Origin of the sequence: Streptomyces sp. NPDC056503, from assembly GCF_042794995.1 — a bacterium.
Taxonomy (GTDB): domain Bacteria; phylum Actinomycetota; class Actinomycetes; order Streptomycetales; family Streptomycetaceae; genus Streptomyces.
This window is the reverse complement of record NZ_JBHTST010000006.1, coordinates 68,381-80,085: the sequence shown is the minus strand read 5'-3', so window position 1 is coordinate 80,085 and position 11,705 is coordinate 68,381. Positions and strand designations below refer to the sequence as shown.

At 75.1% G+C, this 11,705-nt stretch carries 8 protein-coding genes and 1 riboswitch; of the genes, 3 read left to right on the top strand and 5 right to left on the bottom strand.

Going from position 1 to position 11,705, the window contains the following annotated elements:
- Window positions 1–38 precede the first annotated feature (38 nt).
- Window positions 39–881 (bottom strand): SDR family NAD(P)-dependent oxidoreductase, encoded by an 843-nt coding sequence (locus ACFQ8C_RS03225; protein ID WP_383451748.1) that lies wholly within the window; start codon window positions 879–881, stop codon window positions 39–41.
- A gap of 465 nt (window positions 882–1,346) precedes the next feature.
- Between ACFQ8C_RS03225 and ACFQ8C_RS03220 the strand changes: the two genes are divergently transcribed.
- Complete coding sequence (locus ACFQ8C_RS03220) at window positions 1,347–3,383, top strand: phosphocholine-specific phospholipase C (protein WP_383451746.1); 2,037 nt, start codon at window positions 1,347–1,349, stop codon at window positions 3,381–3,383.
- 16 nt (window positions 3,384–3,399) lie between these two features.
- Here ACFQ8C_RS03220 and ACFQ8C_RS03215 read toward each other — a convergent pair whose 3' ends face one another.
- Window positions 3,400–4,071: a hypothetical protein gene (locus ACFQ8C_RS03215; protein WP_383451744.1), complete on the bottom strand. Its 672-nt coding sequence runs from the start codon at window positions 4,069–4,071 to the stop codon at window positions 3,400–3,402.
- Between the two features lie 330 nt (window positions 4,072–4,401).
- Window positions 4,402–4,587, top strand: a riboswitch (cyclic di-AMP (ydaO/yuaA leader).
- Between the two features lie 4 nt (window positions 4,588–4,591).
- Here ACFQ8C_RS03215 and ACFQ8C_RS03210 point away from each other — a divergent pair.
- Window positions 4,592–5,500, top strand: a complete 909-nt coding sequence (locus ACFQ8C_RS03210) for a transglycosylase SLT domain-containing protein (protein ID WP_383451742.1) — start codon at window positions 4,592–4,594, stop codon at window positions 5,498–5,500.
- Here ACFQ8C_RS03210 and ACFQ8C_RS03205 read toward each other — a convergent pair.
- The 3 genes from ACFQ8C_RS03205 to ACFQ8C_RS03195 form a co-directional block, all read right to left on the bottom strand.
- Window positions 5,494–6,873 (bottom strand): phosphoribosyltransferase family protein, encoded by a 1,380-nt coding sequence (locus tag ACFQ8C_RS03205; protein WP_383451740.1) that lies wholly within the window; start codon window positions 6,871–6,873, stop codon window positions 5,494–5,496. The genes ACFQ8C_RS03210 and ACFQ8C_RS03205 overlap by 7 nt on opposite strands.
- Window positions 6,874–7,021: 148 nt before the next feature.
- Window positions 7,022–7,948, bottom strand: a complete 927-nt coding sequence (locus ACFQ8C_RS03200) for a universal stress protein (RefSeq protein ID WP_383451738.1) — start codon at window positions 7,946–7,948, stop codon at window positions 7,022–7,024.
- Window positions 7,949–8,096: 148 nt separating this feature from the next.
- Window positions 8,097–8,861 carry an alpha/beta fold hydrolase gene (locus ACFQ8C_RS03195; RefSeq protein WP_383451736.1) on the bottom strand — a complete coding sequence of 255 codons (765 nt, stop codon included), beginning with the start codon at window positions 8,859–8,861 and terminating at the stop codon, window positions 8,097–8,099.
- A 194-nt stretch (window positions 8,862–9,055) separates the two neighbouring features.
- Between ACFQ8C_RS03195 and ACFQ8C_RS03190 the strand changes: the two genes are divergently transcribed.
- Window positions 9,056–11,599: a SpoIIE family protein phosphatase gene (locus tag ACFQ8C_RS03190; protein ID WP_383451735.1), complete on the top strand. Its 2,544-nt coding sequence runs from the start codon at window positions 9,056–9,058 to the stop codon at window positions 11,597–11,599.
- Window positions 11,600–11,705: the final 106 nt, after the last annotated feature.

Genomic DNA, 11,705 nt, shown 5'->3' with positions numbered 1-11,705 from the left:
GCCCCGACCGGCGCCCCCGACACGGCGGGACGGACACCTCAGGCGCCCGGCGCCGCCACCCCCACCCACCGGTCCGTCAGCGCCATGAGGCGCCGGCGGGCCTCGGGGTCGTACGCCTGCTCGTGCGCCCGCACGTCGGCGAACCGGTCGAAGTACCGTCCGGTGACCCCGGCCCGCTCCGGGCCGACGACGAGCCGCACCGTGGGACGGACCCCCTCCTCCACGCCGACGAGCGGGGTCAGCCCGTAGGCACGGACGCCCTCGGTGTCCATGAGATGAGCCGGGTGCAGGGCGTTGACGGTGACCCCGGTGCCGGCGAGTTCCTCGCCGAGGGCGAAGGTCGCCATGATCAGGGCCAGCTTGCTCCGGCAGTACGCGCGCAGCCCCTCGTACTCCTCCTCGAACATGAGGTCGTCGAGGTCGAGGGCCTCCTGTCCCATGGAGGCGACGTTGACGACGCGGGCCGGCGCGGAGGCGGTGAGCAGCGGCAGCAGGCCGCGGGTGAGGGCGTACGGGGCGAGGTGGTTGACGGCGAGGCGCAGCTCGTGGCCCTGGGCCGAGAGCTCGCGGTCGAGGGGGTTCGGACCGCCGCCGACCACGGCGTTGTGGACGAGGGCGTCGAGCCGGGGTTCGGCGTCCGTGACCCGTGCGGCGAGCTCGGCCACCTGGTCGAGGTCGGAGAGGTCCGCGAGGTAGGCGCGGACCTCTCCGCCCGCGCCCACGGCCCGGACGTCGTCGGCGACGGCGGCGAGGCGGTCCGCGTCCCGGCCGTGCAGCAGGACGGTGCCGCCGCGCGCGGCGAGGTCGAGGGCGAGGGCGCGGCCGAGGCCCTGGGTGGCGCCGGTGACGAGGGTCGTGTGGTGGTGCGGGAGCCGGATCATGGAAGTGATCATGACCGGACGGCCGCCGGGTGGGGAGGGCGTGCCGGACCTGGTGTCGTCACCACCAGGCCGACGGAGGCGGGCGTCCGGGTCCCCACCGTCCGAACGCTCGACGCGACCGGAGGCTCCACGCCTTCGGACGCTTCACACCGTCGGACGGGCCGAACCACCGAACGGGACCCTAACCGCCGGACGGGCCCGAACTTCTGGACGGGAGCCGACCCACCGGACGGACCGCACCGCCGGACGGGACCCGAACCACGGGCGGGTCCGCACTCCCTGACGACCTCTCACCCGCCTATTGGTCGTACCTGACACCAATTCACATACTGGTCGGACCACGGCGAACACCCGCGACCACGCTGTTCACCAACCCCTTACCGCACGGGCGTATACCTTTTCCCACCGCTCCCCCATCATGTCTCCGACGTGCCGCGAGGGCACACCGTGACAGGAGGGGCGGGCATGCTTCCCATCAGCCGCAGGGGGTTCGTCGGGATCGGCGCGGGGATCGGCGCCGGACTCGTCACGGGGGCCGCGCTGCCCACCGCGACGGCCTCGGCCGCCGCGCGGGCCGCGACGGGCACCCTGACCGACGTCCGTCACGTGGTGATCCTCATGCAGGAGAACCGCAGCTTCGACCACTACTTCGGCACGCTCCGGGGCGTGCGCGGCTTCGGCGACCGGGCGGCGGGGAACATCCCCGGCGGCTGGGGCACCTTCCAGCAGCCCAACTGGGGCGGCCGGCAGTTCCCGTGGAAGCTGAGCGACACCCCGCCGGCCGGCGGGGTCGACGGCGAGACCCTCGCCCAGTGCAACGGCGACCTGCCGCACAGCTGGACCTCGCAGCACGCCGCCTGGAACAAGGGCCGGCTCGACAACTGGGTGACCGGCGTCGGCAACACCCGTACCCTCGGCCACCTCGACCGGGGGTCCATCCCCTTCCACCACGCGCTCGCCGACGCCTACACGGTCTGCGACGCGTACTTCTGCTCGGCGCTCAGCGCCACCGGCCCGAACCGCACCTTCCTGTGGAGCGGGAGGATCGACGGCTCCAGCAAGGACGGCGGGGACGAGTCGGGGCTGACCTGGGAGACGTACGCCGAGGCGTTGCAGCGGGCCGGGGTGAGCTGGAAGGTCTACCAGAACGCCCAGGACAACTACGGCGACAACGGCCTCGCTTACTTCAGGAGGTTCGCCGACGCCAAGCCCGGCGACCCGCTGCACGACCGGGGCATGGCCTCGGTCCCGAAGGTCACCGGCTCGACCCCGGACGACATCGCCGCCGCGATCCGCGCCGACGTCGTCGCCGGCACGCTGCCGCAGGTGTCGTGGGTGGTCGCCAACGAGGCGTTCTCCGAGCACCCGTACGCCCCTCCCGGCGACGGCGCCCACTTCGTCGACCTGGTCTACCGCGCCCTGACGGCGAACCCCGAGGTCTTCGACTCGACGGTGATGATCCTCAACTACGACGAGAACGACGGCTTCTTCGACCACGTGCCGCCGCCGGTCGCCCCGCCCGGAACCCCCGGCGAGTACCTCGACGGCGTCCCGATCGGCCTCGGCTTCCGGGTCCCCATGGTGGTGATGTCGCCGTGGACGCGGGGCGGCTGGGTCAGCTCCGAGGTCTTCGACCACACCTCCGTCCTGCGCTTCCTGGAGACCTGGACCGCCGCCCTCGGCACCCCGGCGACCTGCCCGAACATCAGCGCCTGGCGCCGGAAGGTGACCGGCGACCTCACCGGCGTCTTCGACTTCGCCCACCCGGTGTACGGGGTCCCCGGCGGCCTGCCGTCGACGGCGAAGGTCATCGGCATGTCCACCTGCGCCCCGCTGCCGAACCCCGCGCCGCAGAACAACGCGCTGCCCGCCCAGGAACCCGGCACCCGGCCGGCACGGGCGCTCCCCTACCAGCCGAACGGCAACCTGGACCGCTTCGAGTTCGGCGCCGCCGGCAAGATCCTCGCCTGGTTCTCCATGACCAATCAGGGCCCGCAGGCCCGCCGCGCCGCCCACTTCTCGATCCACCCGCACCAGCACCGCGACACGGCCGCCTGGCAGTACACGGTCGACCCGGACACCACGGCCACGGACTACTTCAACATCGGGCTCGGCTCGGGCTCGGGGAAGTACGACATCTCGATGATGGGCCCGAACCGCTTCCTCCGCCGCTTCATCGGCGACGCGTCCAAGGCGGGCAAGGCGATCGAGGTGGCGGCGCGCTTCGCCACCGAGCCGGGCACCGGGAAGACGGCGATCTGGTTCCGGATGACCAACGCCTCCGGCGGCCCGGTCTCCTTCACCATCCGCTCCCACGCCTACCGCACGGACGGCCCGTGGACGTACACCGTCGCGGCCGGCTCGTCCCGGGAGGACTACTTCAACGCGGTGGCCTACGCGGACGGCTGGTACGACTTCACGGTCCTGGCCGACATCGACGGCACCTGGTCCCGCCGCTACACCGGCCACATCGAGACGGGCGCGCCGAGCGTCACCGGCTGACCGGCCCGCAGAGCCCTCACCTCCCGGCCAGGGCCGCGCGCCGGATCGTGGCGTCGACGAGCGCGAGCGCCTCCTCGGCGGTACGCCCCGGGGCGCGGTTCCAGGGGCCGATGAGCCCGTGCCACCCCCGGGACCGCAGCTCGGTCATGATCCAGGCGCCGGCCTCGTTCATGGTGGACGCGCTGCCGTGGCCGAGCCGGTGGGCGGCGAGCAGCGCGCCGCAGAGGCACCGGGCGCCGCGCGCGTCGCGCAGCCTGTACGGGGTGTTCTGCCAGCCCCACTCGGTCAGCACCCTGCGCGCGTACGCGAGGTGGACGGAGGGACGCACGTCGGCCCGGCCGATCCTGCGCCAGACGTGCAGCCGGTCCGGGAGGGCGGCCCCGAGCCGGCCGGGCAGCGGACGCTCGGCGGGCGGGGGCGGGGGAAGCGCGTCGAGCGCGCCCAGCGCGTCGGCGACCAGCCGGTCCACGGGGACGGAGAGGAGACTCCGCCAGGCCTCGGGCGCGGGCGCGGGGCCGGGAGCGGTCGCGGGCACGGGGCCGGGGTCGGGCGCCGGCACCGGGGTGGGGGCAGGAGCAGGGGAGAGCAGCCGTTCCCAGGCGGCGCTCTCGTAGAGGCGGGCCGCCTCACGGTCGAGGGCGTCGGGGTCGAAGGCGTCGGGATCCAGCAGCGGGGCGGGGGAGGACATTCCCACATCATTAGCGAGAGATGTCTGGTTTGCGACTTATGCTCCGAGCGTGTCGCCCCCTTCACCGACACACAGGGAGGGCATTACGCCGCACAATTCCCCGAAGGTAGCGAGCCGCCCTATTCGGACATTGCGCCCCCAGTGACGCGACTCACTCCCCCCGCCCCGCCGACGCCCCGCCACCCGTCACGAGCCGTGCGGCACAAGGGATTCGGGAAGGGGCGCCGAAACGGTAGATCTTGAATTCGACACGTTCGATCTTCGGTGCTCCTTTTCACCCGCATTCCCGTCTTGTTCCCCGCCGTATTCCTCGCCTACGGTCACCTCCATTCGGACGGATCGCCGAATCCTGCCACCGTCCGAAAGACCTCCCATTTCACCCGACGGCAGGAGCGGGGGACCCACCACACCGCCGGTCCGGCCATCCGGAACGGCTCGGGGTGAAGCCGCGTGCGCGCGGCCGGACAGCTCCAGTCCGAACCCGACAGCTCACCTCGCAGGCGCCGGAGAGGAAACCGTCATGCCCGCTCACGGCAAGCACCGCCGCCCCCGACGCCGCCCCGTCTCCCGAGGTATCGCCTTCGCCGGCACCGGCGGCGTGGCCCTCGCCCTGCCCCTGGTCGTGCCCGCCACGGCCGGCGCCGAGCCCGTCGCGAGCACCGCCGCACCGGCCGCCGCCGTCACCGCTCAGGCCGTCCGGGCCGCCGTGCCCGCGCAGGCCCCCGCCGCGCCCGCCGCCGCCCGCGCGTACACCGTCGTGAAGGGCGACTCGCTTTCCCTGATCGCCCACCGAAAGGGAATTCAGGGCGGCTGGAAGTCGATTTACCAGGCCAACAGGACGGCCGTGGGTGACAACCCGTCACTCATTCACCCGGGCCTTGAACTGACGATTCGTCGGGATTCCGCGAAGGCCGCCCCCGCGCCGGAGAAGAAGGCCCGGAAGAGCTCCGCCGACTCCGCGTCCAAGAGCGACGCCAAGCCCGCCGCCAAGCCCGCCTCGGCCGGTTCCGCCGAACGGGCGAGCCGCTCCGCCGCCCGCGCGGCGGCCCCGGTGGTCCAGGCCCAGCCGGCCTCCGTCAAGGCCGTGCCCGCCGCCGCCACCCAGTACGCCGACAACCTCGACGGCTGGATCCGCGAGTCGCTCGACGTCATGGCCCGCTACGGCATCCCCGGCTCGTACGACGGCATCCTCCGCAACGTGATGCGCGAGTCCTCCGGCAACCCCCGCGCCGTCAACCTCTGGGACTCCAACGCCGTGAAGGGCACCCCCTCCAAGGGCCTGCTCCAGGTCATCGACCCGACGTTCACGGCCTACCACGTGCCGGGCACCTCGCTCGACCCGTACGACCCCGTCGCGAACATCACCGCGGCCTGCAACTACGCGGCCGACCGCTACGGCTCCATCGACAACGTCAACGGCGCCTACTGATCCCGCCCGTTCGGATCCGGTCTGTTCGGATCCAGTCTGTTCGGATCCAGTCTGTTCGGATCCAGTCTGTTCGGATCCGGGCCGCCCGCGGCCACCCCGAAGTGGCCGGTGAACCAGTCCGCCGCCAGCGCCGCCACCTCCTCCAGGGCCCCCGGCTCCTCGAAGAGGTGGCCGGCGCCGGGCACGACCTCGACCCGGCTCTCGCAGCGCAGCAGCGCCCCGGCCCGCCGGTTGAGGTCCAGGACGAGCTCGTCGCTCCCGCCGACGACCAGCAGCGTGGGGGCCGTGACCCCGGCGAGCCGCTCCTCCGCCAGGTCGGGCCTGCCGCCCCGGGACACCACGGCCGCCACGTCGTCGTCCGGTTCCGCCGCCGCCCACAGCGCGGCGGCCGCACCCGTACTCGCCCCGAAATAGCCGCGCGGCAGGCCCTCGGCACCGGGCCACCGGGCCGACCAGGCGGCGGCACGGCCCAGCCGTTCGGCGAGCAGCGGGGTGTCGAAGACCCGTGACCTGTCGGTCGCCTCGGCCTCCGTGAGCAGGTCGAAGAGGAGGGTGCCGAGCCCCGCCCGGTTCAGCTCGGCGGCCACCGCGCGGTTGCGCGGACTGTGCCGGCCGCTGCCGCTGCCGTGCGCGAAGAGGACCAGCCCCGCCGCCCCGTCGGGCACCGCCAGATCACCCGGCAGCTCCGGACCGCCGGCCGGGATCCGTACCGCCGTGTGCCGGACGACCGGGCCGCGGGCCGCCCTGCTCCGGTCGAGCCGGTCCACCACCTCGGCGTCCGGCGTCTGGTCGAACTCCCGGTAGAACTGCCCGACCGCGTAGAACCCCTGCGGGGCGTGGACGGCGACCGTCTCGTCGGCCTCGCCCCCGAGCCGCGCCGTCCAGCCGTACGGCGCCACCGGGACGGCCAGCACGATCCGGGCGGCTCCCGCGGCCCGGACCACCCGGCAGGCGGCGAGCGCGGTCGCCCCCGTGGCGAGCCCGTCGTCGACGACCACCGCCGTACGCCCTTCCAGCGGGACCGGCCTGCGGCTGCCCCGGTACACGCGGGCGCGCTCGGCCATGACCGCCCGCTCCCGCTCCTCGGCCGCCTCCAGGTCCCGCTCGGCCAGTCCCGCGTCCCGCACGACCTGCTCGTTGACGACCCGGACGCCGCCCTCCCCGATCGCCCCCATGGCCAGCTCGGGCCGGCTCGGCACGCCCAGTTTCCGCACGAGGCAGATGTCCAGCGGCGCGTCGAGCGCCTCGGCCACCTCCGCCGCCACCGGCACCCCGCCGCGCGGCAGCCCGAGAACGACGACGTCACGCCCCTGGAGATGGCCGAGCCGGGCGGCGAGCTGCCGCCCCGCGTCGACCCGGTCGGCGAAATACATGGCACGCCGCCTTCCCGATCAGCGGCCCCCTGGCGGACCGGCGTCGGGCCCGGCCCCTACCTCCAGGGTCCCACCGGCCGGGTCGGCGCCCGTCGGACCCGGGGACGGCCGCCGCGCCGCCTCGGCCCGCGCCGTTCCCCGCGCCGCCTCAGCCCGCGCCGTTCCCCGTGCCGTGCCGCACGATCGCGACCGGGCAGGGGGCGTGGTGCAGGAGCGCCTGGCTCACGGAACCGAGGAGCAGCCCGGCGAAGCCGCCGCGCCCCCGGGCGCCCATGACGACCAGCTGCGCGTTCTCGCTCTCCTCCAGCAGGACCTCGCGGGGACGGCCGCGCACCAGCCGGGGCTCGGCCTCCGTCCCGGGGTGCCTGGCTGTGGCCCGGGCCAGCGCCGCGTCGAGGACCCGGGCGGCCTCCGCGTGCACCTCCTCCGCGCCGGCGAAGAGCGGCGTGAGGTCCCCGGGCCCCGAGCGCGGGGCCCAGGCGTGGACGGCGACGAGGCCGGCGCCACGGGCCCGCGCCTCCGTGAAGGCGAAGTCGACGGCCGCGTCGGAGTCCGGCGATCCGTCGACCGCGAGGAGCACCGGCCCCTCCGGCTCGTCCCGGCCGCGCACGACGAGCACCGGGCACGGGGCGTGGGCGGCGAGGTGGACGGCGACCGAGCCCACCACGAGGCCGGTGAAGGCGCCGGTGCCGCGGCTGCCGACGACGACCAGCTCCGCGCCCCGGGCCCTGGTCGCGAGGACGGCGAGCGGTTCGCCGGTGATCAGCTCGCCGGAGACCTCGGTGCCCGGGGCGACCGCGCCCGCCCGGGCCACGGCCGTGTCCAGGACGATCTCCGCCTGCCGTCGCAGCCCGCTCTCGGTGGGCCCGTACACCGAGGGTTCCAGGTCGACGCGGAACAGCGGCCAGACGAAGGCGTGGACGACGACCAGGCGCGCACCGCGCCGCCCGGCCTCCCGCGCCGCCGTCTCGACCGCCCCGAGCGCCGACGGCGAGCCGTCCGTCCCGACGAGGACGAACGGACCGCCGTCCGTCGTGGTCTCCGGTGCCGTCGCCGGCTCCTCGCTGCGCCCCATCGCTCTTCCGTCCTTCCGGTCGTGCACCGCCGATCGCGGGTGCCCCGTCGTCGAGTACACCCGTCGGCTGCCCGCCGGGCCGGGCGCCACGCGGGCCGGAAGTCCCGCGTGGCCCCGCCGAAGGTCCCCGGAGGCCGGTCGGCGGGGGTCAGGCCGCCAGGAAGGCCTCGATGGCCCGGGCGAGGTCCTTCGGGGTCTCCTCGGGCGGGTAGTGCCCGGCGTCCGCGAGGACTTCGAGGCGGGCGTTGGGGTACCAGCGCAGCCAGGTCGACTCCATCGCGTCGGCGCCCAGCGCCGGGTCGTGCGCGCCGACGACGAGGAGCACGGGCGTGGGGTTGTCGCGGACCCGCTCGTGGAAGTCGGTGCCGGACCAGGAGTCCAGGTAGGCGCGGAAGGCGGCGGCCGAGGAGCGGCTGACGGAGCGGTCGACGACGGCGTCCAGCCAGGGGGCGTCGTGCCGGCCGCCGGTGGTGTGGTCGATGATGACCCTCCGCAGCGCCGGGTCGGCGGCGGCGCCCGCGAAGAGCTGCCGGCTCTCCTCGTCGAGGGGGAAGCCGGCGGCGGAGACGGGCGAGATCCCGACGATCGAGCGGACCCGGTCGGGCGCGTCGAGCAGCATGAGCTGGGCCGCCTTGCCGCCCATGGAGTGGCCGATGACGGAGAAGGAGTCCCAGCCGAGGTCGTCGGCGACGGCCAGGGCGTCCGCGGCGACCTCCTCCATGGTGAAGGCGCCGTCGGCGTCCCTGGCCTCGCCGTAGCCGCGGCAGTCGAGGAAGGCGTAGCTGGCCGCCGACTCGTCGAGGTGCGCCCGGAGCGGGTCGAAGCTGCTGCGGTCGCCGAACCAGTTGTGGAGGACGAGGGCCCTCCCGGGCCCGTCGCCGTGGACGTCGTACGGAAGGACCCGGCCGGTCATGGTGCCCCCTGCGCGCGAGGTGGTGATGAGGGTGGTGGTCGTGTCCGCCGCGCGCCGTGGCGGCGGCGGACGACGACCGAGTGTGACGGTCCGGACGCGCCGGGTCAACAGGCCCGGGGTCCGTGTGGGCGAAACCGGCCCGCACGCGCGCGTGGCGGTGGTCGGGGACGGGACGGGGAGGGTCGTCCGCCGGGATGCGGCGGCTTTCACGCCGGGCGCATCCTGTCTGTGTGACCCCGCACGGCCAGAACCCCGGCACGCCGCCCGGCGTGCCCCCCGGCATGCCGCCGCCGGCCCTGACGCAGGCGCTGGCGGAGGCGGCGACGGACGCCGTCGAGGCCGTCGGCGGTTACGCCGGCGGGGTGTACCTGCGCTCCGGTACGGAGGGGCTGCTGCGGCTCTCGGTGCTGGCGGGGCTGCCGGGCGAGCTGTTCCGGCCGTGGTCGCGGATGCACACCAACCGTCCCTTCCCGGTCGCCGAGGTCCACCGGTCCGGGCAGCCGGTCCAGCTGTCGGACGTCGAGGAGTCGATGCGGCGGTTCCCCCAGCTGGTGGCGAGCCTGCCGTTCCCCTTCGCCTCCCTGTACGCCCCCGTGGTCGCCGGCCGCGAGCGCTTCGGGGTCCTCGTGGTGCTGCGGCCGCCGTCGCCGGGGCTGCCGGCCGGGGCGCGGGACCGGGAGCGGATGACGCGGGCGGGGCTGCGGCTCGGCGAGGTCCTCGCGGAGCTCTCGGCGGGCGGCACGGGCGTGTGGTGGCCGGGCGACCCGATCTGTGTGCAGCTGCCGTCGGGCGCGGTGCCGCCGGTGCGGTTCGGTTCCTTCGACTGGGACCTGGCGTCGGGGACGGTGACGATGGACGACGGGCTGCGGTCGATCCTCGGCGTCCCGGACCCCTCGCCGCTGCGGATCGAGGCGCTGACCTCGCGGCTCGATCCGGAGGACGGTTACGCGCTGTGGGCGGCGGCCCGCCGGACGGGCGCGGCGGACGGCGGCGGTTCGGTGCGCCGGCTGCGGCTGAAGGGGCCCGACGGCGGGCTGCACCTGCTGGAGGTGTCGGCGCGCTCGCGGTTCGTCGGGACGGACGGGCACGGGCACCTCGCGGGCACCCTGGTGGACCTGGGCACGGGGCTGGTCGGCTCGGACGCCACGGACCGGCTGCCCCGGGCCATCCTGGCCATCGACCGGCTGGGCCGCGTCACCTACGTGAACGAGCGCACCGAGCGGCTCCTCGGGCGCCCGCGCGGGGCGCTGGCCGGGCGGCCGCTGTGGGAGGCGCTGCCGTGGTTCGGCCAGCCGTTCCACGAGGAGCAGCTGCGGGCCGCGCTGCTGTCGACCGAGCCGGTGAGGTTCCTGGCCCGCCCGGAGGACGGCCGCTGGCTGTCGGTGTCGCTGCACCCGGGCCGGGACGGGGTGACCATGGTCCTCGTCCCGGAGGAGGACCCCGTACCCGAGACCGCCGTGCCGTCCCCGCCTCCCACGCCGTCCACGCGTGCCGGGGACGGGCTCGGGTCGGAGGCCGCGCGGGCGGCCTCGCTCTACCGGCCGGTGGCGCTGGCGATCGCCCTGACGGAGGCGGTGACGGCGCGGCAGGTCTCGGCGGTGGTCACGGAGGAGCTGCTGCCGGCCTTCGGCGGCCGGCAGCTGGCGATCTACCTGCTGAGCGACCGGCGGCTGTACCTGGCGTGGGAGACGGGGTTCCCGCCGGGCTTCCTCGACCCCTTCGACGGGGTGGCGCTCGACGCCCATGTGCCGGGGGTGGACGTGCTGACGTCCGGCCGGGCGATGTTCTTCGAGTCGATGCAGGTGCTGAACCGGGCCTATCCGGAGCTGCCGCTGGACGCGGACACGGGGGCCCGGGCGTTCCTGCCGCTGATCGCCTCGGGCCGGCCGGTGGGCTCGTGCATCCTCGGCTTCGACGGGCCCCGGGACTTCGGTCCGGAGGAGCGGGCGGTGCTGACGGCGCTGGCCGGGCTGATCGCGCAGGCGCTGGAGCGGGCGCAGCGGTACGACACCGAGGCCGCCGTCGCACGGGGGCTCCAGGACGCCCTGCTGCCGCACCGGCTGCCGGTGCGGCAGGGCCTGGAGACGGTGGGCCGCTACCTGCCGGGCACCCAGGGCATGGACGTGGGCGGCGACTGGTACGACGTGGTGGAGACGGCCCGGGGCGAGCTGGCCCTGGTGATCGGCGACGTCCAGGGCCACGGGGTCGCGGCGGCGGCGACGATGGGGCAGCTGCGGAGCGCGGTGCGGGCCTTCGCCCTGAGCGGCCTGCCGCCGCAGGAGGTCGTACGCGGCACCAACCGGCTGCTGATCGACCTGGACCCCGGCCAGTTCGCGAGCGCCTGTTACGTGCTCCTGGACGCCCACACCGGTGACGTACAGGCGGTACGGGCCGGGCACCCGCAGCCGCTGCTGCGGCATCCGGACGGCACCGCGGAGCTGCTCGACATCGCGGGCGGGGTGGTGCTCGGGGTGGACGGACGCGCCGCCTACCCGGTGACCCGGCTGCGGCTGGCCGAGGGCGCGGTCCTCGCGCTCTTCACGGACGGACTGGTGGAGCGCCCGGGCGCGGACATCGACGAGGGGGTGGAGCGGCTGCGCCGGACCCTGGCGTCGACGGGCTCGCTCCCGCTGGCGGAGGCGGCGGACCGCCTGATGCACGAGGCGGTGCGGTCCTCGGACCGTCCCGACGACATCGCCCTCCTCCTCGCGTCCCGCTGGCTGCGGCGGGGCGGGTAGGGCGGGGGTGTCTTCCGGGGCTCACCCGGTCGGGTCAGCGGCGCTGGTCGGCGCGGGTGGACGCGGCGAGGCTGGGAGGGTCCGGGCCGTCCGGGCCGGACGAGAA